Here is a 24,384-nt window from a genome sequence, read left to right as displayed (position 1 = left end):
CTACATTTGTAGGTTTATGGCGAAACCATACATTTGTAGGCTTTTGTGGTCAAGGCGGGTATCCTTGCTCCATGAACGACCTCCAGGCCGGCCTCTCCGCCCCCCGAGCGCCCTCGCAGCAGCGCGGCCAGGCGCGCTTTGGCCTGGTGCTGGACGAGGCGCGCAAACTGCTGACCGAAGAAGGGATTTCGGCCTTCTCGATCCCCGCGCTGGCGCAGCGCCTGGGCTTCACGCGGGCCAGCATCTACAACTTCTTCCCGACGCCGTACTCGGTGCTCAACGAGCTGGCCCGGCGCGAGTTGCAGGCCCTGGAGGAACGGCTGCTGGCCCTGCCGGCCGAGCATCCGGGCATCTCCTGGAAGGAGCAGGTGCGCCTGACCGTGGACGCCGCCGCGCGCTTCCACAACGAGCGTCCGGTGGCGCGGATGCTGATCCTGGGCGGCGCGCAGACCGACGAGACCTACCGCGCGCAGGCCATGACCATCGACCACCTCGGCAGCCTGTCGCAGCGGCTGTTTGCCGATGCCGGCATCGCGCTGCCGCGCGAGCCGGTGGACGTGATGGTGCTGGCGGTGGAGCTGGGCACGACCTGCCTGCGCCATTCCGTGCTGCTGCACGGGCACGTCACGGATGCCTACCGGGAGGAGGCCACGCGCGCGATGCTGCGCTACCTCGGGCCCTATGTGCGGCAGGTGGTGGTGAGGCAGGCAAGGGCGGCGTAGCGACGGCCGGGGAGGCTGTCCCGCCCCGCCAAAAAAATCGCCGCCCGTCCCCTGTTGGCGGAACGTGGCGGCAATGGTGCCTCCCCCTAACAACTCCGTGTCCTCTCGCATGGAGAGGGAATGCCTGGAGTGTATCCGGTTTGCCGCGTGCAAGCCGGCTGCCGAAAGCGATGGCAGCAGCGCTACAGCGTCTTCAGGTACTCGATCACCGCCTTGCGCTCCTGCTCGGTCAGCACGTCGCTGAAGTCGTGGCCCGAATTGCTGTTGCCCAGGATGCGCGTGTCGTAGACCAGGCGCTTGTCGAAGCCGCCCGGCGTCGGATCCGGCAGCAGCACCAGGCCGGCGTAGCTCACCGTACTGTTCAGCAGGTTCTGCACGATCTGCACCAGCGACGGATTGTCGCGCGCGATGGGATTGCAGTTGAGCAGCAGGTTGCCCGGCATGTCGCCGCAGGCCAGCACCTCGTGCTTCCAGCCCACCGCGCTGAAGTCGTAGGCCTCGCCCAGGCGCTGGTCGAAGCCGGTGACGCCATCGACGGTCTGCAGCTGGCGGCGCCAGATGGGCCGCCGCCGGGACGAATCCAGCAGCTGCTCCAGCGTGGGCACCGAGCCGTTGTGCAGGTAGGGAGCGGTGGCCCAGACACCGTACAGCGGCGGCGCCTGGTAGCCGATCACGTCCTTCTGCCAGCCGCAGACGCCCACCGGGCGCAGCGGGTTCATGTCGTCCAGAAGCTCCACGGCCGGGTTCTTGTCGTCTGGCGAGACGTAGCCTTCCGCGCCTTCCGGGTAGCCCCAGTAGGTGGTGTCCCACTGCAGGCGCAGCGTCGGCGTGAGCATGTCGGAGCGCGCCGGATCGGTGCCGATCACGTTTAGCTCCACGATGTGGCCGGCCACGCCCTCCAGGTCCGGCGACTCCAGATAGCTCTCGTCATGCACGTAGCGCGGCGAGTACACGCCGTGGCAGCTCGCGCAGGAGCCGTTGCCGCCGGCCGGCTTCGGCCGCGGGTTCTCCAGGCCCGCGGCCCAGAGGTCCTTGCTGTGGAACAGGATGGCGCCCTGCTCCGCCAGCCTGGTGTCGATGGCGCGCGGATACGGCGGCGAGCGCAGCGACAGGAAGAAGGCTTCCAGGTCCTGGTCGTACTGCTCGACGCGGTCGCGGTAGTACTTGCCGTCGGCGCTGATGAGCTGGCCGAACTCGCCGGGGCCGGCGGCCATGATGATGCGCGTGCTGTCGTTGGAGACGCCGGCGTCGAAGAACTTGCGCGGGCGCGAGCCCATGTTCCACCAGGCCGGCGTGTCCTGCGTGTGGGCCAGCGGGTGGGCGATGTCCCCCACGCCGCCCAGCGGATTCTCCGGGTTCACGAACATCTTCACCGGGATCGGGTTCAGGCCCAGGCTGTCCACGTCCAGGATCGTGTTCAGCAGTTCGAAGGCACCCACCGCGTTGTTCTGTCCGCGCTGCTGCACGCCGATGTTGAACAGCGTGCCCACGTCCAGCGTCGGCAGGATCGGCGCCAGGATGGTGTTGGCCCAGGGCGCGTTGTCGCGGCCGTTCATCAGCGTGTCGTAGTTGTTGTTGCCGATGCCCAGGCTTTCCACGCCCGCGATGATGTCGCCGGAGCTGGGATCGCCGATCTGGCCGCCGTGGCACTGGAAGCAGGCGCCGCTGCCGATCTTGCCGGTCCACTTGCCGTTCTCGTCCTTCAGCTGGCGCAGGCCCAGCGGAAGCTGGCCGCTGCCGCCGTCCACACCCGGCGCATTCGGGTCTTCGCCGTTGCGCGGGTAGGGGTTGCGGAAGGGCGCGGCGTTGAGCCCGTAGCGCAGCGTATACATCTGGTCGAAGTTCTCCGGACGCTTGTCCAGGCCCCACTTCTGCCAGCTGTTGTCGTAGTCCTCCGCCGTCATGTTGCCGCCCGGCAGCTCGTCCATCAGGAAGTGGAAGCCGCTGTCGCGGCGCGCACGGTACTCGCCGCAGGTCTTGGCCTGCTGCTCCTCCGGCGGCAGCTTGGCGTGGCAGTCCTGCCACCAGGCGTTGTAGTACACCGCCTTGCCTGCATTGACGCCCGGCTGGATCGCCGTGCGCGGGTCGCGCGGCAGCAGCGCGTTGTCCGGCCGGTCCTTGCAGTAGCTGTTCCAGACATGCACCGCGTGCTTGCTGCCGAGCAGCGGCAGCTCCTGCACCACGCCGCCGCCGGTCAGCGTGCACTGCACCGGATTCTCGAAGCACTTGAGCAGCGCCTCCATCGCCTTGTAGGCATCGCTGCCCACCGGCCAGGGCGCGCCTCCGGTATGCGGCGTCTCCTGGCCCGAGGCCATCAGCAGGATGCGCGAGGTGGGGTTGTTCTTGCCCAGGCGCTCCCAGCTCGCACGCAGGTTCTCCAGGTCATCCGCCTTGCGACTGGAGAGCATGAAGTCCTTGCCGTTCTCCACGTCGGCCACGCCGCCGGGGATGTGGCAGCTGCGGCAGAAATCGAGACGAGGCTGCACCTGGCTGCTGAAGTGCTCCTCCATGCTGCGGGCGCCGCCCGTATCGCCGGAGACCGGATCGCTGCGCCCCGGCGCGCAAGCCGAAAGCAGGACCAGCAGGGACAATGCCGCCAGGCGGCCGCGGAACGCGTACTTCATATAGGGCTCTCCTCCCCACGCAGGTTGGCCGCGGTCTTTGCCGCTTGGCCATTTATTGGGGGAAGTCCTCGAGCCGCTTCCGTTCGCCCTGAGCCTGTCGAAGGGTGAACCCCTCCGACGCCAGCCGGCCCCAAAAGCTACTTCCGGAACTTCCCGCTCGGGCCTAAGCTAACCCGAGCCAGGACTCAGGTACTACTCGGTTTCGGCCGGGGGCCTGCGGAGACCGAGCAGGAGGGGACAAACGATGGCGCAGGCAATTGATCTGACGCCCAAAAAGAAACCGCAGCAGGCGCGGGCCAGGGCCTCCGTCGAGGCCATGCTGGATGCCTGTACTCGGCTCTTGGTCGAAGAGGGCTACGAAGCCATTTCCACCAACCGCGTCGCGGAGGTGGCCGGCGTCAGCATCGGCTCGCTCTACGAATACTTCCCCCACAAGCAATCCCTGGTCGCGGCCGCGCTGGCCCGCGCCCTGCGCGAGGTGATGGATGAAGTGGGCACCAGCCTGCGCGCCGCACTCGCCCTGCCCAAACAACCGCACGACGGCATCGACCATTGGATGCGCGGCATGATCGCCGCGCTGGAAAAGCGTGAGGACCTGCTGCGGGTGTCGCTACGCGAGGTGCCCTTCTTCTGGAACATCCCCGAGGTGCGGGAGTTCTCGCGCACGCTGCAGCAGTTCGCGAAGGAAGGCCAGTACAAGAGCCAGCGCGTCATCCACTTCGAAGACCCCGAGGCCAGCACCTACCTGCTGATGAACATGACCTGGGCGGCGGTGCTGCAGACCGTGCTGCATCGGCCGGCGCATCTGTCGCGGGAACGGTTGACTCGGACGTTGGTGGATATGGTGTTGAAGTTGCTTTAGCAGCACTCGCCAAGTCACAAGCTCTTCATGGCCTGGATTCTCTCGAAGAAAGAGTGCGCATGCTTCAACGCACGCCGATAGCGCCCTACGAGGTCGGCATTCAGATGCCGCTCCGCCACCTTGGGATCAGCGTCCGTCAGGACGACGAAGATAGCCAGGGCGAAGAGAAGCGAGGGAGCGGAAAGATAGCCACGGCTCGAACTTCGCCAACCCACCGTCGTGCCTTCCGTGAACTGGTGAAAGCTGAACGCGCTGTTAGCCTGGAATATTCCAAATCCCATGAAAACCGCGGCAAGGTCAGTGGCAAGCTCCGACATTTCCCAGCCTCCAGGGGGAGGGTTCTCCACTCTATGAAGCAGATAGTGGCTAAGCTCATGGGCGAAGGTTGCCACAAGAGCTATCGGCTGACGGCCTAGGGCAGGATCGTAAGTGATTGTCGCGGTGCCGCTCTCATGATCTTCTGAAAACGTTCCGGCAATGGACTCATGTTGCGTGAGCCCTTGTGCCGCATGAGGCTGCGGCGGCTCCTCGTCCTCGTAATGTGGCTCTAGGACACAAGGCCAGTCTTCCAGGCCTGCGAGCTTCCGGACCTGTTCGAACATGTAGGCAACAAACTCGTGACCCTTGAGGTCCGTGTTTGGAAAATACTCCGGCGTCGGCGTAATCAGCGGCGTGCGCTTCAGCTCTTCATATCCACCACAGTTTTCGATCAACCAAGAAAAGCCCTGAAGAATCCACTCTGAATATTCTTCCGGGATGAACGGAGCGCTGGTGAATGGCCACATGAGAGCGACAATAGTGGAGCCTTGCGATGGCAGGCAACCTGAATTGATTGTCAGGTTAAGTCGTCTGCGATGCGTGTCACCGCATTCACCCTTCGACAGGTTCTGGGCGAACGGTGCAGCTAACACATTCAACCTTCCCTGCTCGCCTTGCCCCTTTTCCGCAAGAGAGGGGCACGAAAGCGGCACTAACCCAGCAGCTGTGAGAGCCCGTAAATCAAGGCACCTGCCGCGACTGCTACCGCCGCCATGATGACGTAAGCCCCCTTAGACATCTCGCCCTTGATCTTCTGGAACTGGGCGCGGCTGTTGATGTTGGGGAATGGTGTCGTGGGCACCGGCTTGCCGATGAATTCGCAGAGCGGGTTCCAGCCCTGGTCGGCCGAGAAGATCAGCAGCTTGTCCGCGGGGACTTCGGCCTTGATGGTCTCGATGTGCTGCCGGTAGTAGGCGATAGCCTTCTCGCGGTTGGTGATCGTGTTCTGGTGGCCGCGCTGCCAGATGAGCTTGCGCGTCATCTCGCCGAACTTGCTGCCGAAGGGCGTAACGGCCCGCAGCACCTGGAACTGCCACTGGTTCTCGGTGAAATAGATCGTCTCCATGGTGCTCTCATGCCAGGCCTGCGGTCCCTTGGGATGCAGGGTGAGGATCACCTTGGCGTCCGGGTACGCGGCCATCAGCTCGCGCCAGACGACACAGGCGGGGTTGTCCACGGCGGCGGTGTAGCGGGAGAACACCTGCTCCCAGTCATGTTGGGTGCCGGGCTCTGAGCGGGCAACCTTGAGCCAGAAGTCGATGTGGGTCTTGTTGGCCTTGTTCTTGACCACCTCGAACATGTGGTAGCAGGGCAAGCCGAGCTGGTTCAGCGCGGTGTAGAGCGATTCCGTCCCCGTGCGGCCGAAGCCGACGCCGATGATCTTGAGTGCCATGTCTCCCCCGGTTGGCTCGAGGCGGAGCGTAGCAGATGGGCAGGAGCCGGTTGGAAAGTTCCGCGCGACTGGTGAAGCATGCGCCTGCTCTTGCGAACGGATCAGATCGCAGCAGCGCAGAGATGCGGGGCGGATGAGCTCTGGTTCGATCCGTAGCATTCGCAGGAAGCCTGTTCCAGGCGCGGACGGTCCAGAACGGTGATGCGGCCGCGGCTGTAGCGAATCAGGCCGGCGGCCTGCAGCTTGCTGGCGGCCTCGGTCAGCCGCTCGCGTCGCACGCCGAGCGTTGTGGCGAGCAGTTCCTGGGTCATGACCAGCTCGCTGCCCGGCAGGCGGTCCAGGCTCATCAGCAGCCAGCGGCAGAATTGCTGGTGAACCGAATGGTGACGGGTGCAGGCGGCGGTTTGGGATATCTGCGCCAGCAGGCGTCCCGTGTACTCCTGAAGCAATGCCCGCAATCCACCTTCCAGGCTCAGCTCTTCGCGCAGCCGGCTACGCTCCAGGCGATAGGCATGCCCGGCGCTCTGCACTACGGCGCGGCTGGTGGCGGCCGGCTGCCCCAGGAAAAGGCCGATGCCCACCACGCCCTCATTGCCGGCCAGGGCCAACTGCGCGGTGGCGCCATCCTTCATGACGCGCAGGAGGCTGACGATGGAATCGATAGGAAAGTAGAGGTGGCTCAGCACTTCCGCCTGTTCGTGCAGCGTCGCGCCGGGAAGCAGCGACACCAGGCTGAGCTGGGGAAAGAGACGTTCGCGTTCCCGCGGGGGCAAGGCACGGAGCAGCCGGTTCTGCAGCGGATGCGATGCCATGGCGTGACCTACCCCGGGGCAGCTTCTACGCATGTCGCTCCATTGCACTGGCCTCGCGGCGGCGGGCCGGGATTGGGAATTCCCTACGTAGACAAAAGCCTGCCGCCATAAGTTCGTTATCGCGCAGACGCTGCTCCAGGGGTAGCTTACGGTGGGAGGCTTGCCGGTGCCTGCGCACCTCACCCACGCGACATCCTCCAAGAGGCGGCCTCAAGATGAAGTTCAATATCTCCATGGGAACCCTGAGTCGCCGTGCACAAGCCGTTCCGGCCAACGACACGATGACCTTCAGCCTCATTACGGACAAGAGGGCGACTGATGGCGTCCATACCGCGGCCTGGATGCGCGGTGCCTTTGCGCCGCGATCCGCAGCCGCCCCGGCGAAGACACCGGACGCCGCATCCTGATCGCCACCCTGATGCTCCAGTCGAGAAAGTCGAAGCTCCAGTACATGCGCAGCGAGACCCCCGGCCTGCTGACGCAGGGCGATCCCCGCCCCTTGCAGGTGATCGGCAGCACGGCCGAGGGATCGTTCCTGCTGCTTTGCGACCATGCCGGATTCAGCGTGCCGCGAAGGCTCGCCGGCCTGGGCTTGCGGGCGAAGGACCTGGAGCGGCATATCGGTTGGGACATCGGCGCGGCGGAAGTGGCGAGGCGGCTTGCCGAGCTGCTGCAGGCACCCTTGATCCTGCAGCCCTATTCGCGCCTGGTGATCGACTGCAACCGCCCGCTGCGGAGCGCGGAGTCGATCGTGGAGACGAGCGACGGCTGCGCCATCCCCGGCAACTGGCGGATGCGACGCGAAGAGGCCTCGATGCGGGCGCAGGAAATCTTTCACCCCTATCATGACCGGATCGGCAGCGCGCTCGACGAGCGCCGTCGCCTCGGCCTGCCGACATTGCTGGTGTCCCTGCACAGCTTCACGCCGATGCTGCACGGCGTGGCGCGGCCATGGCACGTGGGCCTGCTCTCCCGCCAGGATGCGCGCGCGGCCGAGGCTCTGGCGGCCTCCCTGCAGAGCGACAAGGGCATTGTCCTGGGCTGCAACGAACCCTATGCGCTGGGGGACGAAACGGACTATTCGATTCCGCAGCATGCCGAACGGCGGGGGCTGCCGCACGTGCTCATCGAAATCCGCCAGGACCTGATCGCCGACACGGCCGGACAGCAGCAATGGGCGGCCAGGCTGGCGCAGGGCCTTCTGCCCCTGGCGGACCGCTTTCCGCTTCTGCCCACCGGGGCGGGGAACGCCGGTGCGCATTCCCGCTCCTGAACCTGCGGACGCCGCATGCTGATCCACTTCGGCTACGAGTTCATCTATCGGTGCCCGAGGAGGACGCCGATGATCCTCAACGTGCACGTCCACCATACGCGTGTGTCCGACTTGGTCTGCCCGGACCATCTGCGCTCGGAACCCGCCGTGCCGGTGAACATGTACCGCGACGGCTTCGGCAACTGGTGCAGCCGCATCGTCGCGCCCGAGGGGCGCCTGCTGCTGACGGGCGACGGCGTGATCCGGGACAGCGGCCTGCCGGAGCCCATGGTGGCCGATGCGCTGCAGCACACCGTGGAGACCCTGCCGCAGGAGGTCCTGGTCTATCTCCTCGGCAGCCGGTACTGCGAGACGGACCTGTTCACGGATATCGCCTGGAAGCTGTTCGGACCCACGCCACTGGGTTGGCCGCGCGTCCAGGCCGTGTGCGACTACGTCCATCAGCATGTGCGCTTCGGCTATCAGTACGCGCGGCCGACGAAGACTGCCTGGGAAACGTACAAGGAAGGTACCGGCGTCTGCCGCGACTACGCCCATCTCGCCATCACGTTCTGCCGCTGCCTCAACATCCCGGCCCGCTACTGCACGGGCTACCTGGGCGATATCGGCGTGCCTGCCGTGGATGCTCCCATGGATTTCGCAGGTTCCATCGAGGTCTTCCTCGGTGGTGCCTGGCACAGCTTCGATCCGCGAAACAATCAACGGCGCATCGGCCGCATCCTCATCGCCCGGGGGCGGGATGCGGCCGATGTCGCGATCACGACCAGCTACGGCCCCCATGTGCTCGAGTCGTTCAGGACGTGGACGGAAGAAATGCCTAGACCCCACCCGGCCGGAGCCGCCCCTTGAAGCCCGACGGTATCGAGCCGGCTGCCGCGCGCATGGCGGTGATGCGCGTACCGCCGAGGAGAAGGGAAATCCGAAGCAGGGCCGTCTTCCGGCGTGATCAGCCATGCGGATATCCGGTGAAGAACGCCCGCCGGAGCGCGGTAGTGGCAGTGTATGCCGGTTGGGCCGACCACGTTCGGACGCGCGGGCGCGTGTTGCTCACTCTGCGCCCCTGCAACGCAAGGCGCTGCGTAGAAGCGGATGTGCGATAGTGGGTCTCGCGCGCCTCCCGGCCCGCACAAAAGGGTGAAGCCCATCATGCGCGGCACGCAGGGCAAGCGAGGCACAGACGGCGTCCTCTACCCGCCCGGTTCCATTCTCGGGGACGACGGGCAGTACTACCCCAAGGGTTACTTCAAGGGCGTGGACTCACGGTACCACCCCGAGGGATCATTCCTCGGCCAGGATGGCTGTTACTACCCCAAGGGATACCAGAGATTCGGGGACGGCTTGTATCGTCCCGGCGATCATTTCCGCGGAGCCGATGGCCAATACCATCCGGCGAATTCCTTCATTGGCGTGGACGGGCTCTATCACCCGCCGGGAGCTTTCCTGGGCCAGGATGGGAGGTACCATCCGCGCGGCTGCTTCCGCGGCACCGATGGTCTCTACCACTATGCCGGATCGTTTCTCGGCAACGATGGCAGGTATCACCTGGAAATCGCCTGCCTGCTGGAGAGCGGGGAGTACGTGGTGCCCTGGTTCCGTCTGCCGGAAGAACTGCGCACCCGGGAAGGAGTGGACTGCTGATGGCCAGCGGCCTGGCCAGGAAGCTGATGTTCATGGAGCCCCGGTCCCAGGCGATCGGAGGACAGGGCCGCATCGGCTGGGTGGAATACATCTCGCGCTGTGGCGTCTACCACTATCGCGGTGCGGTGCTGCGCAAGTCGGAGGAAGGCGACTACAACTGCTTCGATGCCGGCTCCGGCGAGCCTTACCTGGTGGCAGAGCCCAAGTACAACGGCCGCGACAAGCTCAATGGCGGCCTGGTGGAGATCGACGAGGATGCCCGCGAGGAATACTGGCAGCGCATTCGCCGCCAGCCCGCCTGCATCGCCCTGACCTCGTTCCGCGCAGGCGCTCGCCGCGGGCGATAGCCTGCGTGCTGTCTCCCCTTCACTCCCTGAACAGCAGGCGCCGCCATGCCAGCAGCAGGATCGCCGTGGGCCAGAACAGGGTGTTCAGGATGTCGTGCGCGCTGGCTCCCCAGCGCGGCTGGCCGGTGGTGACGCTGTCGTCGTACAGGTCCAGCAGCTCTGCCGCCACGGCCACTCCCAAAACGAAGAGCCAGGGCAGCCTTGAGCGGAGGGGCCTGCGCAGGACCAGGGCGGAGAGGAACAGCGTGGCGAGGCCGGCGTAGACGTGCAGCGCGTCGCGGCCCAGTTCGGTGAAGCCGAGGATGGCGGCCTTGATGGCCTGAAAGTGGGTGGGTTCCATGAAGGGCCATGCTCTTTCATCGTTCGGCTCGCGGCCAGTAGCCCGAGTGCGATTCCACGATTCCTGCACGAAATTCCACGGGATTTGCACGAGGGCTGCGCGGCACCGGCACCGGCGGCGGCGATGCTGGGAGCATGCTCACGCTCCCGCTCTCCCAACCCCTGATCCCGCAACGGCCGGCGCCGCATCTGGGCCATATGCCGGATGGCCATCTCGTCCTGCATTGCGGCCCCTCACGCCGGCGCAAGCTCAAGGCCTGGGTGCTGCTGCGGCTGCGCTACGGGTTCCAGGCGGCGAGGGGCGATGAAGGCCGCCTGCTGGTCTGGGGCGAAATCCGCCTGCGCGTGCGGCAAGGGCGCGCGCTGGTGCTGGTTTCGGATTCCGATGCCGGTGATGTGCTGTTGCGGGGGCTGTGCGGCGAGCTTTAGGGCTTGGAAAGGCCGTTCATGCTTCGACAAGCTCAGCACGAACGGCCTTTGGGGTTCTTCAACCCTGCGGAGGAAACTCCGCGTACTGCGGTGCGCTGCCGCCGATGTGGTCCCAAGGCGCCTTGGAGCCGACGAAGAGGTGCATCTCGATCTGCACGCCGGGGTCGCCGTCCACGCTGCCCAGGGTGACGCCGTGGACCTTGCCTTCGTGCAGGCCGCAGAGCGTGGAGCCGCAGCGCTTGCAGAAGCCCATGCCCCAGCCGGGCGTGGTCTCGTATCGCGTGAGCTGGTCTTCGCCTGCGATCCAGGCGAAGGAGCCGGGCACGACCTCCGCATAGGCAGAGCCGGTGCCGCTGAAGACCTTGCGGCAACGCGAGCAGTGGCAACTGCGGCCGGGGGCTAGGGGCTGGTCGATCTGGTAGCGGATCTGGCCGCAAAAGCAGCCGCCGGTGAGTGCCATGTATCTTCCTTCCGTGGATGTCGTTGTTGGGATGGCGGCGGATTCTCGCATGGGACGCGAGGGCAGCAGGGCGATCGCACAGCTGTGGTCAGCGGCCATTTACCCTTCGGCAAGCTCAGGGCGAACGGCCGCGGAACGGTGCCTGAGTCTTAGCCCGGTTTGCCTGTCTCCCGACAGGGAAGAGCGGTATGCGTCGCCTACGCCGCCCGCTCTTCCGCAATCCCCGTCCAGCTTCCCAGGTCGATCGGTCCGCTGGCCGGCTCGACGCGCACCGGGATGCCGGTGAGGTGCGCCATGCCGGAGACGGACTCCACCGCGTCCGGCCCATCGGCGGCCAGCAGGTTCACGTTGGCGCCGCCGAGCTTGCTTGCGATACGCATGCCCTTGGCGTGCTGGTGGCCCCAGCCGTGGGGGATGGCGACGGTGCCGGGCATCAGGGTTTCCAGCAGCTTCACCGGCAGGCGGATGGTGTTGGTGCGGGAGTGGATATCGGCCACCGACTTGTCCTCCAGGCCCTTGGCGCGCGCGTCTTCGGGGTGCATGTAGAGGTAATTGGTCTGGCCCATCTCGCCGTTGGTGAGTTCGGCGATGTTCTGCGTCCAGGAGTTGTGCGTGCTGTGCATGCGCTTGGAGATCAGGCGCAGTTCGCCGCGGGCGTAGCTGGCGCTCTCGTCGGCGAAGATGCCCTCCAGCCGCGCGGTCTGCTGCATCAGCATCTCGGGGGCCAGGTGCACCTTGCCATCGTCCGTCACCACGCGCTTGCCGAGGTAGCTCTCGGGCTTGGGGCCGCCGCGCCAGGGCAGGCCCTGCGGTTGGCGGGCGATGTCCTTGAACTTGCCGAGCTTGGCGGAGCGCAGGATCAGGTCCAGGATCAGGCGGATGGGCAACGAGGGCTGCTTGCCGCGCCGGAAGGGCGCATTGCCCCAGAGCAGGAGCTGCATGATCCACTGCAGCGGCTTGGCGCCGAACAGGCTGACGCCGCTGGCGCGGGCCAGCTGGGTATAGATCGTGGCCTCGTCGCGCTGCTCGCCGGCAGGCTCCACCACCGCGTCGGTCGCGGCGATGTATGGGCGCGACTGCATGCCCAGGAACAGCGGGAACACGAAGGGCAGGTCCGCGCGCTCCAGCGGCGAGGTGGCGGGCAGCACGTAGTGCGCGAGGCTGGCGGTCTCGTTGAGGTAGATGTCGGTCACCACCAGCATTTCCAGCTGGCCCAGCGCCTGGCGCAGGCGCGCGGCATTGGGCATGGTCATCAGCGGGTTGCCGCCGGTGACGAACAGCGCCTTGATCTGCTCCGGGCCGGGCTTGAGGATTTCGTCCGCCAGGATGCCGCCGGGGAAGCCGCCGTTGAGTTCGCGGAACTGGCCGACGCGCGAGCGCTGCACGCGCTGGAACAGCTTTTCCTTCTTGGCATACGCGGCAAAGTCGAACATGCCCTCGCCCAGCAGCACGCCGCCGCGGCGGTCCAGGTTGCCGCTGACGGCGTTGATGACATCCGCGATCCACTGCGCGAGCGTGCCGTGGCGGCCCATGCCGAGGCCCGTGCCGGTGACGATGGCGGAGGCGCCGGCGGCGATGTAGTCCGCCACCATGCCCTTCAGCGCGGCGGGCTCGATGCCGGTGAGGCTCGCGGTCCTGTCCGCCGGCCAGGCCAGGGCCAGGCGCTCCACGTCTTCAAGGCCCGTCATGTAGCGCCGGGCGCGCTCGCGGTCCACGCCGCCCTGGGCGAACAGCTCGTGCAGGAAGGAGAGGAAGAAGAAGACGTCGGTGTTCGGGCGGATGAAGTGGTGCGCATCCGCCACCTTGGCGGTTTCCGTCTCGCGCGGGTCCACCACCACGATGCGGCCGCCGCGCTTGCGCACTTCCTTGAGGCGCTTGCCGGGATGGGCCACCTGCAGGAAGGTCCACTTGGAGACGATGGGGTTGGTGCCCACGATCAGCATGTACTTCACGTGGTCCAGGTCCACCACCGGCTGCGTGAAGGGGAAGCCGTACATCTCGGTGGCGGAGGCGAAGCGGTTGGCGCAGTCCTGCGTGGACGACGAGAACATGCTGCGCGAGCCCACGCCCTTCATGAACGCTTCCGCGAACACCGGATGCAGCAGGCTGAAGCCGGCGGCGGTGCCGACGTACATCGAAATGGCATGCGGGCTGACGGCGCGCAGGCCCTTCACCTTGGCACCAATCTCGGCGAGGGCCTGCTCCCAGCTGATGCGCTCGAAGCGGTCGCCGACGCGCTTGAGCGGATGCTGCAGGCGGTCCGGGGAGTCGTACATCCTGTGCTGGTTCAGCCCCTTCATGCAGGCAAAACCGTCGGTGCCGATGTGGTCCTTGTTGGGACGCAGGTCCACGATCCGGCCGCGATCCACCTCGGCCACCAAGCCGCAGGATGCCTCGCAGATCCGGCAAAACGTATGTTTCGTCTCGCTCATGCCCGCAACCTCCCCATTCTCCTGGGAGCACCCTACGCCCGTCCGGGGTCGGTGGACTCATCCGGGGAGAGTAGATGGCGAATGGGCGGAGAAGCTGAATGAAGACTCGCCGCGTCCGGTGGTCCTGAGCCCCTTCTGCGGGGGTTCGTCGCTGGCTGGACCCTTCCGGTTTTGTTGGCTTCTCCCCAGCCGCGCCGCAGGGTCCGGCGTCCCTAGGGGGCGGCCTGCGCCGCCAGCCGCGGCATCTGCGAGGTCACGCGGCGGTCGTGGGAGGGCACGATGACCAGGTTGGGGTTGGCGGCCTGCAGTTGGTGGAGCTGCACCAGCACGCCACGCAGGGTTTCCGGATCAGCGTCCACCATGTTGCGCGACATCCAGGGCTTCTCGGCGGGAATCTCCACGCCCTCCTTCTGCCAGGCGAGGTCGCCGATCAGGGCGTAGTCGCGGTCCGCCGTGCGCAGGAAGGCGATCACGGCGCCCGGCGTGTGGCCGCCGGCCGGCACCAGCACGAGGCTGCCGTCGCCGAAGACGTCATGGCTGGCCGGGAAGCCGGCATAGGCCGGGCCTTCGAATTCGTAGAGCTGGAAGCGATCCACGCCGAAGCTGCGCGCCAGCGTGGTGGCCTCGCCGCCGTGCTCGATGAAGTCGCGCTCGGCCCGGTTCACGTAGACCGGCACGCCCGGCAGATCGGGCAAGGCACCCACATGGTCCCAGTGGCTGTGCGTGAGGAAGATGCCCTTGAGATCGGCGGGCGCGATGCGGGCGGCGGCGAGCTGTTCCGTCAGCAGCTCCGCCGGGTGGACCTTGGAGACGCTGCGCATCAGCAGCGGCACGGTCTTGAAGTGCTCGCTCAGGTGGCTGCCGAAGCCGGCCTCGAACAGGACGCTGCCCTGCGGATGGCGGATGACGAACACATCCATGCCGAAGAGGCGCTTCTCCAGGCTGCCGCCGCGGTAGGCGAACAGCGCGTTGGACTCCATGGACCCGGTTTCCGCCACGGCGACCTGCACGCGCTGCGCCGGGGCCGGCGGCAGGGCGGGGCCGGCTTGCTGCGGCACCGGCAGCGGCGCGGCGGTGAAGGTCCAGGCGAAGGCACCGGCGGCGGCGAGCAGGGCGGCCAGCGAGACGGCGGCGAGTTTGCGGGGCATGGGTTCTCTTCTTTTGTTCTCGTGTGATTTGTCCGGCAAGGCCGGGTGGACGTCGCCGCTTGCGGTCAGCGAATCCCGTCCGTACTTCGATCCTTCGACAAGCTCAGGACTTCAGTACGAACGGCATCCTTCAAGTTCTACGACCCGCCCGCCATCCAGCGCCGATACTGGCGCGTGCGGCGCGCCACGTCGATGCGCTCGATCAGCAGGGCCTTGAGCGGCGAGACCGCGGGGCGCGGCCGGCGGCCCAGGCTCAGCTCGCGCATCTGGTACTTCACGCTGGCCATGTAGGCCCGCGCGGCCAGCAGCTTGTGCTTCCAGCGGATCGGCGGCACGGCGGCGCTGGCGTCCTGCTCGCCGGCCTGCCAGCGGCGCGGCAGCGCGGGGTCCAGCGCCAGCGCCGTGCCGATGCCCACGGCGCCGAGGCCGGCCTGCAATACCTGCTCCACCACGGCGCGGCGGCGCACGCCGCCGGTGACCATCAGCGGCATGCGCGCGGTGCCCAGCATCTGCTCGGCAAACTCCAGGAAGTAGGCCTCGCGCGCCAGCGTGCGGCCGTCGCGCGCGTCGCCCTGCATGGCCGGAGCCTCGTAGCTGCCGCCGGAGAGTTCCACCAGGTCCACCGGCAGCTCGTTGAGCATCTGCAGCACGCGGCGCGCGTCCTCGGTGTCGAAGCCGCCGCGCTGGAAGTCGGCGGAGTTGAGCTTCACCGCCACGCAGAAGCCGGGGCTGACGGTGCCGCGCACGGCCTTCACCGTTTCCAGCAGCAGGCGTGCGCGGTTCTCCAGGCTGCCGCCCCAGCGGTCTTCGCGGCGGTTGGTGAGCGGCGAGAGGAACTGGCTCAGCAGGTAGCCGTGCGCCGCATGCACCTGCACGCCGCTGAAGCCGGCCTGCTCGGCCAGGCGCGCGGCGTTGGCGAAGCGGGCGATGACGTCGGCGATCTCGGCCTCGGTCATCGCGCGCGGCAGCGGGAACATGCGCGACAGCGCCCCCAGGTCCAGCGCCACGGCGGAGGGCGCCAATGTCTCCTGCCCCATGCTGGCCAGCGTCTGTCGGCCGGGATGGTTGAGTTGCAGCCAGAACTGCGCGCCGCCGCTGCGGCCGGCCTGCGCCCAGGCGCGGAAGCGATCCAGGTGCTGCGGGCTTTCCAGCACGACGCCGCCGGGGCCGGTGAGGGCGCGGCGGTCCACCATGACGTTGCCGCTGATCAGCAGGCCGGCACCGCCGTCCGCCCAGGCGCGGTAGAGCTGCAGGTGCTGGGCGGAGGGCGCGTGGTCGGCGTCCGCCATGTTTTCTTCCATCGCCGCCTTGGCGATGCGGTTGGGCAGCGCGGCGCCGTTGGGCAGGGCCAGCGGGGTGAAGGCGGTCATGGCAGGCGGGTCCGGGAGACGCTTGGGGGTAGCATGCGGCAAAGCCTAAGGTTAAAGTCAGGTTTAATGTCAATGGCGAGGGCGGCGGCATGAGGATCGGGGAACTGGCGGAGCGCAGCGGCCTGGCGCCCTCGCGCATCCGCTTCTACGAGGCCTCCGGGCTGCTCAGTGCGGTGGAGCGCGGCGCCAACGGCTACCGCCGCTACGGGCCGGAAGCACTGAGCACCCTGGAGATCATCACCAGCGCGCAGACCTGCGGCTTCACGCTGGAGGAGATCCGCCCGCTGCTGCCCATGCGGCACAGCGAGCCCTGGCAGCGGCAGGAGCTGCTGGCCGGCCTGCGCCGCAAGCTGGAGGAGATCACGCTGATGCAGAAGCGCCTGGCCCGCAACCGGCGCCGGCTGCTGGGCGTGATCGCCAGCATCGAGAACAAGCCGCCGGACATCCCTTGCACGGACAACGTGCAGCGGGTGCTGGCAAAGATGCGCTGAAGCGCTCGTCCCGGCCGGGTGTCACGAGGGCGAAAGCCGTCATGCCGGAACTTGTGCGCCGGCTTCAGTAGAACCCCCCCGCAATGCCAGCGACCGGCCGCAGCGGCTGCAGACCAACGGTGGCGGGGACAGGCCCAGCGAGACGCGGCGCAGCGCGAGCATCAGCGTGACGAAGCTGTCCGGATCGGGATTCCCCTGCAGCTTCTCCAGCCGGCGCTTGCCGCAGCGGGCGTCGAGCTGGTCCAGGCCGCGCAACAGCGGATTGGCGGAGGCCAGCGCGGCTTCGACCGGCATTTGTGGCAGCTCGCCGCAGGCGCGCCCCAGCTCTACGGTCTGGCCGTCCACCAGCTCCATGCAGGCGGAATGGCCCAGCAGTTGCCGCGTGAAGCCCGGCGCCTGGACGCTGGCGACCTCCACGCCATCGAACACGATCCAGCCGCGCCCGCCGGAACGGTAGCCGGCGACATGCACCTGCAGGCGCGCCTGCAGTTCCGGAGCCAGGCCGGCCTCGAAGGCCTTCTTCACCTTGCTCCAGGCACGGTTCATGACGCTACCGCACCAGCTCCACGTCATCGTCCTTGCGCGTAGCGTTGCCGGACAGGCTGTCGCGCACGAACTTGATGTGGCGGCGCATGATGTAGCTCTGGTCGGCGAAGGCGCCCGGCATCTTCACGTTGATCACCGACTTCTCGATCTCATCCAGGCGCTGCACCAGGGCGGCGCGCTGCTCGGGCGTCATCGGCTCCTGCGCGGCACGCTCCAGCGCCATCATCTCGCCGTAGCGCTTGTACAGGCGGCGGTTGACGCGCCAGGCGTAGAGCGCGGGCGCGAAGCGCATGCCGGGAATCAGGATCACCAGCAGCGGCAGCAGCACCACCAGCGCGCGGCTGACCAGGCTGGCCAGCCAGAACGGCAGGAAGCGGTAGGCGAAGCTCTTGCCGGACTTGTAGTAGCGCGCCGCATCCTCGCTCATCGGGTAGTCGTGCTCGATGGGGTGAGGGAACTCGCGCGGGTTCTGCATCAGCGAGGATCGGCTGTGGATTTCCTGCGCCGCCTCCACCAGCAGGTCGGTGAGCGCGGGGTGCAGGTCGCGGTGCGACAGCAGTTCCACGGTGGGCGCCATCATGGTGATGCGGCGGTCCGGCAGGTTGTTGCCCAGGTCGAAGGCGCCGGGCGGCAGCTCCAGGCGGTTGAGATAGCGGAAGCGGCGCTCGTAGGCCTCGCCCTGGGCGGTGAAGTCGAACAGCCGGACGCCCGGCTCGCGCAGCAGGCTGCGCACGGTCTTGACCGCCGCGGAGTCGCCGGACAGGAAGATGGCGTCCACCTGGCCGGCGCGCAGCGCCTCGCGGGCGGCCTCGCCCTCCAGGTCCAGGAACTGCGTCTTGCCGGTACCGGGCTCCAGGCCGTTGCCCTTGAGCAGGGCCAGCGCGATGAAGCGCGTGCCGCTGCCCTCGCGGCCCACGGCGATGCGCATGCCGTCCATCTGCGACAGGCGCTCGAAGGGCTTCTCGGAGCGGTAGAAGATGGAGACCGGCTGGCGGAACATGGTGCCCAGCGAAACCAGCTCGTCGGTACCGCTCTCCAGGGTGACGCCGGACTGCACGAAGGCCAGGTCCACCTCGCCGCCCGCCAGCTTCTTGAGGCTGTCCAGCGAACCCAGCGAGGGCACGATCTTCAGCTCCACGCCGTTGCGCGCCAAAATCTTCTCGTACTGCGCCGCGATGTTGCGGAAGTTGCTGTTCTCCGGCCCGCCGGCAATGGTGATGCTGCTGGGCGGCGCGGGCCGCACCAGGTACAGCGCGGCCCAGACGGCCAGCGCGGTGAGCAGCACGATGGGGCCGATGGTGGCCACCGCGTCGCGCCAGGACACGACGGACACGGGCCGCAGGCCGAGCAGGCGGCGGCGGGCGGTTTCGATCTTCTTTTCGCGGGTGGCTTCTTTCTCGGCCATGGCAGCGTCCTTGTGCTTTGGGGACGAAGCCTGCACCAGAAGCCGCGGGCTTGGCCAGCGCCGGCAGGCGCGGGCGGGCCCTAGTGGGCGCGCCCGCCTTGCTCCAGCAGCAGGGCGAGCCGGTCCAGGCCTTCACGGGTGCCGTGCAGGCGCATCTCACGATCATTGGGGCCGTCGAGATAGGCGAGTTGTTCGGTCAGGCGCAGGAGGGTCCTGTCGCCCTCCGGCGACAGCTCGATGGTGACCAGCGAGGCGGAGATGCAGCGGCCGTCGAGCACGATGGTGTAGGCGAAGGCCAGGCGCCGGTCGGGCACGATGTCGAGGTACACCGTCTCCACCCACTGGTCGCCGCCGTCCTCGCGGCGCGAATGCTGGCGGTCATGCCCGCCGACGCGGAAATCCATGCGGCTGCCGCCGTCGCCGTCCTCGTGGCAGCGCGCCCAGGAGTTCTTGCGCTCCGGGTCGCTCCAGGCGCGGAAGACCTCGGCCGGCGCGGCGGAGAAGTGGCGCTCGATGACGAAGCTGGTGTGCTGGGCGGGATTCATGGGGAGTTCTTCGGTTTCTTCGCGGAGAGGAACTGTGCTTCCAGCCGGTCGAAGCCGGAATGCCAGTAGCGCTGGCGCTCGGCCACCCAGTGTTCCAGTGCGCGGAAAGCATCCTCGCGCAGTTCCAGCGTGCGCACGCGGCCTTCCTTGCTGGAACGGATGAAGCCGCCGGTCTCCAGCACGGCGAGGTGCTTGAGCGCCGAGGGCAGCGCGATCTGCAGCGGCTCCGCCACCTCGCTGACGGTGGCGGGGCCCTGCATGAGCTGCGCCAGGATCGCGCGGCGGTTGCGGTCCGACAGGGCGGAGAACAGGCGGTCCAGCGAGTCCTCGCGGGCGGCTTCGCGCGCGTTCATCCTCAGCCTTCCAGGAAGCGTGCGGGCATACGGTCCGCATAGGGGAAGTAGCGGAACCAGGGCCGGGCCTCCTGCAGCACGCGCTGCACCGAGGCCCGCTGCAGCAGGCGCTCGAAGTAGGCCGGAAGCGCCTTCAGCTCGGGCGCGAAGGGATGGACGATATGCGCGTAGAACAGGGCCGGCGCCGCGGCGCAGTCCGCCACCGTGAAGTCCGGGCCCGCGGCCCAGGCTTGCACCGCGAGCTGCTTCTCCGCCATGGCGTAGGCCATGTCCAGCAGCTGCCGCGCCTCCGTCACGTTGAGCTCGTCGCGCCGGTCTTCCGGCCGCAGGCGGTCGGCGACGATGCGCTGCATCGGCGTCATCACGTACTGGTCGAAGAGGCGGTCCCAGAGGCGGGCCTGCATCCGCCGCTCCGGATCGGCCGGGAAGAGTGCGGGGCCGCCGGAATGCCGCTGGTCCAGGTACTCCAGCATGATGCTGGTCTCCGGCACCACGCGGCCCGCCGCGCGATCCTCCAGCAGCGGGATCTTGGCCGTGGGCCACAGGGCGGCATGGGCCTTCCGCTCCGCCGGGTCGCCCAGGTTCACCGTGCGCGGCTCGAAGGGAATGCCCTTCTCGTAGAGTCCGATCAGCACCTTGTGGCAATAGGAGGACAGCGGGTGCAGGTGCAGCGTCAGGGCCGTCATGGGCGCTTCCTAATAGTTTCCGTATTGGCTAACTATAGGCGCGGACTGCGGACAGGGCAAGCGCGCTCGTCCGCCGTCCGCCCGTGCTTCGACGGACGCCGCACGAACGGCCTTTTCAGGATTCCTTCCCTAGGGCCTGTTAGCACTACGGCCGCCGGTGCGACGGCTGTAGTGTTAACAGGCCCTAGGCCGGATCCGCCGCGGCGATGGCGATGCTGCCCTCCACCATGCCGCCCGCGTCCACCGTCATCCAGGGCAGGCCCAGCTCCTCCAGCCAGGCGCGGCCCTGTTCGCCCTTGAGCATGGCGATGGTGGTGGCGGTGCCGGCAACCAGGCATTGCTCGGCCAGCACGCTGACGCTGGCCAGGCCCTGGATGGGCCAGCCGCTGCGCGGATCGAGGATGTGGCTGTAGCGGCGGCCGGCCAGCTCGAAGTAGCGTTCGTAGTCGCCGCTGCTGGCGATGGCGCCGCCGCGCAGCTCCACGCCCGCCACCGGCAGGTCCGGCGCGCGCGGATGGCGGATGCCGACGCGCCAGGGCGCGCCGTCCGGCTGCGGGCCGAGCACGCGGATGTCGCCGCCCAGCTCCACCAGCGCGTGATGCACGCCGCTGGCGGCCAGCGCGGCGGCGGCACGGTCGGCCGCGTATTCCTTGCCGAAGCCGCCGAAGTCCAGCTCCATGCCGGGCAGCGGCAGCACCAGCCGCGGCCGCTCCCAGCGCAGCTTGTCCCAGCCCACCAGCGGCAGCAGCGCGTCGAGCTGCGACTGCTGCGGCAGCCTGCGCGCCTTGAAATCCCAGGCGCGGCGCAGCACGCCCGAGGTGGCATCGAACAGGCCGTCGCTCTGCTCGTGGGCGGCGGCGGCGTAGTCCAGCAGCGCGGCGGTCTCGGGATCCACCTCCGTGCCCTGCGCGTTGCCGGCGCTGGCGTTGATGCGCGAGACCACGCTGTCCTCGCGGTAGCGCGAGTACTTGGCCTCGATACGCAGCACCTCCGCCTGCGCGGCGGCCGCGGCGCGCCGCAGCTGCGCGTCGTCCGGCGCGAACAGCTGCAGCGAGCAGGGCCCGCCCATGGCGTGGAAGCTGAAATGCTGGAAGCGCATGGCGGCGAGCTTACTCTTCCTGTTGCCGCCCGGGGCAAGCGGGGCGCCACCCGGCCCGCGGTGGCACCCCCGATGCCTCAGATCGCCTGGCCGCCGGAAACCTCGATGCGCTGCGCCGTGACCCAGCGGTTGTCGGGGCCGAGCAGGCTGGCGACCATGGGGCCGACATCGTCCGGAACACCCACCCGGCCCAGCGCCGTCATCCCCGCGAACTGCCGGTTGAGATCGGGCATGTCGCGCACGGCGCCGCCGAGGAAGTCGGTCTCGATGGCGCCCGGCGCAACCGTATTGGCCGTAATCCCACGGCTGCCCAGCTCCTTGGCCATGTAGAGCGTCAGGATCTCGACCGCGCCCTTGGCGGCGGAATAGGCGGAGAACCCCGCGACCGACACTCGCGTGAGGCCCGAGGAGAAGTTGACGATGCGGCCGCCATTCGCCAGCAGCGGCAGCAAGGCCTGCGTCAGGAAGAAGACTCCCTTGACGTGGGTATCGAACAACGAATCGAACTGCGCCTCGGTGGTGTCCGCCAGGCTCGCCATTTCGCCCTGGCCCGCGTTGTTGACGAGGTGGTCGAAGTTCTGGCGCCCCCAATGCTGGGCCAGCGCCGTGCGCATCGCGGCGGCAAAGGCGGCAAAGCTGGCGACGTCGGTCACATCGAGCTGCAGCGCGATGGCCTTGCGGCCCAGCGCCTCGATTTCGGCTACGACGGCCCTGGCCTTCTCGGCTCCGTGCCGGTAGGTCAGGATGACGTCGCCGCCGCGGCGGGCGATGCTGATGGCGGTGTTGCGGCCCAGGCCGCGGCTGCCGCCGGTGATGAGCGAGATCGTGGTCATTGAAAGTCTCCTTGCTGGGGTTGATGTGCTGCGGTGGGATCACTATCCCCGCCCACCCCCCGCCGAAGTTGCGCGATCCACCTTCCCCTCTTGCCTATTCCTGCGAATCCGGGCTCCTGATCCGTTCGAGCCCGCCGAGCGCCCGGGCGCGGCCCGTCGCTTTTGCCTGATTCTCTGGAATTTCTTGCGCATTCCTGCAATTTCATTTGAGCGATCTCCGGGACGCGGCTAGGCTGGGCGTGTGCCTTCTGAGTGGAGTCGCCATGATCAGTCGCCTGCTCGATACCGCCCGCCGCTATGCGGACGCCCATGCCGATGCCAACGGCGTGGCGGCCACTCCCTTTCCCGGCCTGTCCATCCTGCGGGAGATCGGCCCGACGCCCTTGCAGTACGCGATCAGCAAGCCGCTGGTGGCCCTGGTCCTCCAGGGCCAGAAGCGCGTCACCATGGGAGGCCACACCTTCGATTTCGGAGCAGGAGAGTCGCTGCTGATCACCGCCGAGGTGCCCACCGTCAGCCAGATCACCGCCGCCACGCTCGGCAAGCCGTATTACTCCCTGGTGATGGAGTTGAATCCCGCGGTGATCGAGGGGCTGGTGCTGGAGATGGGTGGGCAGCCTTTCGCCGCCGGCTCGCCCGTGCGGGTTGACCCCACCGAAGACGAGGTCGCGGATGCGGCCCTGCGCTTGCTGCGGCTGCTGGACCGCCCCGCTTCGCTGCCGATCCTGCGCGACCAGATGCTGCGCGAACTGCACTACTGGCTGCTCTCGGGCCGGCACGGTGGCGCGATCCGCGCGCTGGGCATCACGGACAGCCACGCACAGCGCGTGGCGCGTGCCGTGGCGCTGATCCGCTCCGGCTATGCGAAGCCGCTGGCCATGGAGCGGCTGGCCAGCGCCGCCAGCATGAGCCTGTCGAGCTTCCACGCGCACTTCCGCTCCGTGACCTCGCTGACGCCGCTCCAGTACCAGAAGCAGCTGCGGCTGATCGAGGCGAGAAGGTCGATGCTGGCCGAGGGCACGCCGATCGCCCATGCCGCCCATGCGGTCGGATACGAAAGCATCCCCCAGTTCACCCGCGAGTACGGCCGCATGTTCGGCATGCCTCCTGCCCGCGATATCAGGGAAGCGAATAACCGGTTGCGAACCGTTGCCTGAGCGGATCGTCGGTCCATCGGGTGGCGGGCAGGCGTGGTCCGCCCTGCAGCATCGGCCTACTGGCGGAGTATCTTGTCCATCGCCTTGCCCTTGGCAAGTTCGTCGACCAGCTTGTCCAGATAGCGGATGTTCCGCATCAGCGGGTCTTCCACCTCTTCCACACGCACGCCGCAGACCACGCCCTTGATGAGCGCCGCCTTGGCATTCATGGCGGGCGCCTGGGCGAAGAAGGTCTCGAAGTCGCTGCCCCGCTCGATCTGCTGCCGCAGCCCTGCCGCGTCATAACCGGTCAGCCAGCAGATGATGCGGTCCACCTCGTCCTTGCTGCGACCCTTGCGTTCCGCCTTCTGGACATACAGCGGATACACGCTGGCGAAGGCGGTCCTGAATATGCGGTGTCCGGTCATGCCATGCGCCTCAGTCCGCCGCCGCGAAGTGCGCCATCTGGTCCGCGTAGGCCTTCGCGAAGGCCGGGCGGGCCTCGGCACGCGCGACGTAGTCGCGGCAGGCCGGGAATCCGGCCAGCCGGTCGAAGCGATGGACCAGGCGCAGCACGTCCGCCATCAGGATGTCGGCGACGGAGAAGGTCCCGGCCAGCCAGTCGCGCTTCGCCAGCACCGGCTCCAGGTGCTGCAGCCGCGCCTCGAGGAAGCCGTCCAGGACCTGCCATCCCGGCGTGTCGTCGCTGTTGAAGCCGTAGAACACGAAGATGGACCAGGGCAGGCTGGCCATCTCGACGGAGTTGAGCGCCGCGAACAGCCATTCCAGGGCCTCGCTGCGGCGGCACGGATCGGCCGGCAGCAGCCTGTCGCTGAGGTTGCCCAGGTGCAGCAGGATCGCGCCGCTCTCGAAGATCGAGAGCTCGCCGTCGGTCAGCCAGGGCACCTGGCCGAAGGGCTGGTGCGAGAAATGCCCGGCGCCGCGCTCGTGGAACGGCACGCTGCGGACGCGATAGGGCAGGCCGGCTTCCTCCAGGGCCCAGCGCACGCGAAGGTCGCGCACGTAACCCCGCGGCTTCTCGGGAACCCAGTCAAAGGTGGTGACAGTCAGCTCGCCCATGGGCACCTCCGTCCGTGGATGGCCGGACTATGGCGGCATTCCT

Annotated in this window: 28 protein-coding genes; 10 read left to right on the top strand and 18 right to left on the bottom strand. The window is 67.7% G+C overall.

Going from position 1 to position 24,384, the window contains the following annotated elements:
• Positions 1–71: 71 nt before the first annotated feature.
• Positions 72–722, top strand: a complete 651-nt coding sequence (locus tag C3942_RS05570) for a TetR/AcrR family transcriptional regulator (protein WP_165797331.1) — start codon at positions 72–74, stop codon at positions 720–722.
• 182 nt (positions 723–904) lie between these two features.
• Here C3942_RS05570 and roxC read toward each other — a convergent pair whose 3' ends face one another.
• A complete protein-coding gene (roxC, locus tag C3942_RS05565) occupies positions 905–3,346 on the bottom strand; it encodes a putative rubber dioxygenase RoxC (RefSeq protein WP_104229372.1) in 2,442 nt (813 codons plus the stop codon).
• Positions 3,347–3,590: 244 nt separating this feature from the next.
• On the opposite strand from roxC, the gene C3942_RS05560 reads away from it, so the two are divergent.
• Entirely contained in the window at positions 3,591–4,208 is a 618-nt protein-coding gene (locus C3942_RS05560; protein WP_104229371.1) for a TetR/AcrR family transcriptional regulator, read from the top strand.
• A 14-nt stretch (positions 4,209–4,222) separates the two neighbouring features.
• Here the strand turns inward: C3942_RS05560 and C3942_RS21970 are convergent, their stop codons facing one another.
• From C3942_RS21970 to C3942_RS05545, 3 genes are all read right to left on the bottom strand, one after another.
• Positions 4,223–5,125 (bottom strand): hypothetical protein, encoded by a 903-nt coding sequence (locus tag C3942_RS21970; RefSeq protein ID WP_133164236.1) that lies wholly within the window; start codon positions 5,123–5,125, stop codon positions 4,223–4,225.
• A gap of 53 nt (positions 5,126–5,178) precedes the next feature.
• Complete coding sequence (locus C3942_RS05550) at positions 5,179–5,919, bottom strand: sulfotransferase family protein (RefSeq protein WP_104229369.1); 741 nt, start codon at positions 5,917–5,919, stop codon at positions 5,179–5,181.
• A 101-nt stretch (positions 5,920–6,020) separates the two neighbouring features.
• On the bottom strand, positions 6,021–6,731 hold the full coding sequence (locus C3942_RS05545; protein ID WP_104229368.1) for a Crp/Fnr family transcriptional regulator: 711 nt from the start codon (positions 6,729–6,731) through the stop codon (positions 6,021–6,023).
• Positions 6,732–6,946: 215 nt separating this feature from the next.
• On the opposite strand from C3942_RS05545, the gene C3942_RS21965 reads away from it, so the two are divergent.
• From C3942_RS21965 to C3942_RS05525, 5 genes are all read left to right on the top strand, one after another.
• Positions 6,947–7,138 (top strand): hypothetical protein, encoded by a 192-nt coding sequence (locus C3942_RS21965; RefSeq protein WP_133164235.1) that lies wholly within the window; start codon positions 6,947–6,949, stop codon positions 7,136–7,138.
• 44 nt (positions 7,139–7,182) lie between these two features.
• Positions 7,183–8,004: an N-formylglutamate amidohydrolase gene (locus C3942_RS05540; RefSeq protein ID WP_104229367.1), complete on the top strand. Its 822-nt coding sequence runs from the start codon at positions 7,183–7,185 to the stop codon at positions 8,002–8,004.
• Positions 8,005–8,019: 15 nt separating this feature from the next.
• Entirely contained in the window at positions 8,020–8,853 is an 834-nt protein-coding gene (locus C3942_RS05535; protein ID WP_104229366.1) for a transglutaminase-like domain-containing protein, read from the top strand.
• 297 nt (positions 8,854–9,150) lie between these two features.
• Positions 9,151–9,642, top strand: coding sequence for a hypothetical protein (locus tag C3942_RS05530; protein ID WP_104229365.1), 492 nt, complete (start codon positions 9,151–9,153; stop codon positions 9,640–9,642).
• Positions 9,642–9,989, top strand: a complete 348-nt coding sequence (locus C3942_RS05525) for a 1-deoxy-D-xylulose-5-phosphate synthase (RefSeq protein ID WP_104229364.1) — start codon at positions 9,642–9,644, stop codon at positions 9,987–9,989. The genes C3942_RS05530 and C3942_RS05525 overlap by 1 nt, the downstream gene beginning before the upstream one ends.
• Positions 9,990–10,008: 19 nt before the next feature.
• Here C3942_RS05525 and C3942_RS05520 read toward each other — a convergent pair whose 3' ends face one another.
• Complete coding sequence (locus C3942_RS05520; protein WP_104229363.1) at positions 10,009–10,329, bottom strand: hypothetical protein; 321 nt, start codon at positions 10,327–10,329, stop codon at positions 10,009–10,011.
• A gap of 134 nt (positions 10,330–10,463) precedes the next feature.
• Here C3942_RS05520 and C3942_RS05515 point away from each other — a divergent pair, with 134 nt between their 5' ends.
• Positions 10,464–10,757, top strand: a complete 294-nt coding sequence (locus C3942_RS05515) for a hypothetical protein (protein ID WP_133164234.1) — start codon at positions 10,464–10,466, stop codon at positions 10,755–10,757.
• 58 nt (positions 10,758–10,815) lie between these two features.
• On the opposite strand, the gene C3942_RS05510 is transcribed toward C3942_RS05515, so the two are convergent.
• From C3942_RS05510 to C3942_RS05495, 4 genes are all read right to left on the bottom strand, one after another.
• Entirely contained in the window at positions 10,816–11,217 is a 402-nt protein-coding gene (locus C3942_RS05510; protein ID WP_104229361.1) for a GFA family protein, read from the bottom strand.
• Between the two features lie 197 nt (positions 11,218–11,414).
• The gene (locus C3942_RS05505) at positions 11,415–13,649 is read right to left on the bottom strand and encodes a molybdopterin-containing oxidoreductase family protein (protein WP_104229360.1); all 2,235 of its coding nucleotides are present in this window, start codon (positions 13,647–13,649) and stop codon (positions 11,415–11,417) included.
• Positions 13,650–13,861: 212 nt separating this feature from the next.
• On the bottom strand, positions 13,862–14,797 hold the full coding sequence (locus C3942_RS05500) for an MBL fold metallo-hydrolase (RefSeq protein ID WP_104229359.1): 936 nt from the start codon (positions 14,795–14,797) through the stop codon (positions 13,862–13,864).
• Between the two features lie 137 nt (positions 14,798–14,934).
• On the bottom strand, positions 14,935–16,167 hold the full coding sequence (locus C3942_RS05495) for an NADH:flavin oxidoreductase/NADH oxidase family protein (protein ID WP_104229358.1): 1,233 nt from the start codon (positions 16,165–16,167) through the stop codon (positions 14,935–14,937).
• Positions 16,168–16,256: 89 nt separating this feature from the next.
• Between C3942_RS05495 and C3942_RS05490 the strand changes: the two genes are divergently transcribed.
• Entirely contained in the window at positions 16,257–16,658 is a 402-nt protein-coding gene (locus tag C3942_RS05490) for a MerR family transcriptional regulator (protein WP_104229357.1), read from the top strand.
• A 39-nt stretch (positions 16,659–16,697) separates the two neighbouring features.
• Here C3942_RS05490 and C3942_RS05485 read toward each other — a convergent pair whose 3' ends face one another.
• From C3942_RS05485 to C3942_RS05455, 7 genes are all read right to left on the bottom strand, one after another.
• Positions 16,698–17,204, bottom strand: a complete 507-nt coding sequence (locus C3942_RS05485) for a hypothetical protein (RefSeq protein ID WP_104229356.1) — start codon at positions 17,202–17,204, stop codon at positions 16,698–16,700.
• Positions 17,205–17,208: 4 nt separating this feature from the next.
• The gene (locus tag C3942_RS05480; RefSeq protein ID WP_104229355.1) at positions 17,209–18,609 is read right to left on the bottom strand and encodes a TAXI family TRAP transporter solute-binding subunit; all 1,401 of its coding nucleotides are present in this window, start codon (positions 18,607–18,609) and stop codon (positions 17,209–17,211) included.
• Positions 18,610–18,689: 80 nt separating this feature from the next.
• Complete coding sequence (locus C3942_RS05475; protein WP_104229354.1) at positions 18,690–19,154, bottom strand: SRPBCC family protein; 465 nt, start codon at positions 19,152–19,154, stop codon at positions 18,690–18,692.
• A complete protein-coding gene (locus C3942_RS05470; protein WP_104229353.1) occupies positions 19,151–19,507 on the bottom strand; it encodes an ArsR/SmtB family transcription factor in 357 nt (118 codons plus the stop codon). The genes C3942_RS05475 and C3942_RS05470 overlap by 4 nt, the downstream gene beginning before the upstream one ends.
• A gap of 2 nt (positions 19,508–19,509) precedes the next feature.
• Positions 19,510–20,193: a glutathione S-transferase family protein gene (locus C3942_RS05465; RefSeq protein ID WP_104229352.1), complete on the bottom strand. Its 684-nt coding sequence runs from the start codon at positions 20,191–20,193 to the stop codon at positions 19,510–19,512.
• Positions 20,194–20,377: 184 nt separating this feature from the next.
• Positions 20,378–21,292, bottom strand: a complete 915-nt coding sequence (locus C3942_RS05460) for an FAD:protein FMN transferase (RefSeq protein ID WP_104229351.1) — start codon at positions 21,290–21,292, stop codon at positions 20,378–20,380.
• Between the two features lie 77 nt (positions 21,293–21,369).
• Entirely contained in the window at positions 21,370–22,125 is a 756-nt protein-coding gene (locus C3942_RS05455) for an SDR family NAD(P)-dependent oxidoreductase (protein ID WP_104229350.1), read from the bottom strand.
• A gap of 263 nt (positions 22,126–22,388) precedes the next feature.
• Between C3942_RS05455 and C3942_RS05450 the strand changes: the two genes are divergently transcribed.
• The gene (locus C3942_RS05450) at positions 22,389–23,282 is read left to right on the top strand and encodes an AraC family transcriptional regulator (RefSeq protein WP_104229349.1); all 894 of its coding nucleotides are present in this window, start codon (positions 22,389–22,391) and stop codon (positions 23,280–23,282) included.
• A gap of 56 nt (positions 23,283–23,338) precedes the next feature.
• Here C3942_RS05450 and C3942_RS05445 read toward each other — a convergent pair whose 3' ends face one another.
• Together C3942_RS05445 and C3942_RS05440 are read right to left on the bottom strand one after the other, a co-directional pair.
• Positions 23,339–23,689, bottom strand: a complete 351-nt coding sequence (locus tag C3942_RS05445) for a DUF2200 domain-containing protein (protein ID WP_104229348.1) — start codon at positions 23,687–23,689, stop codon at positions 23,339–23,341.
• Positions 23,690–23,699: 10 nt separating this feature from the next.
• A complete protein-coding gene (locus tag C3942_RS05440) occupies positions 23,700–24,341 on the bottom strand; it encodes a glutathione S-transferase family protein (RefSeq protein ID WP_104229347.1) in 642 nt (213 codons plus the stop codon).
• Positions 24,342–24,384 lie beyond the last annotated feature (43 nt).

Source organism: Solimonas fluminis (assembly GCF_002930645.1).
Taxonomy (GTDB): Bacteria; Pseudomonadota; Gammaproteobacteria; order Nevskiales; family Nevskiaceae; genus Solimonas_A; species Solimonas_A fluminis.
Note: the sequence above shows the minus strand (reverse complement) of the source record. Positions and strands in the feature narration are given on the sequence as shown.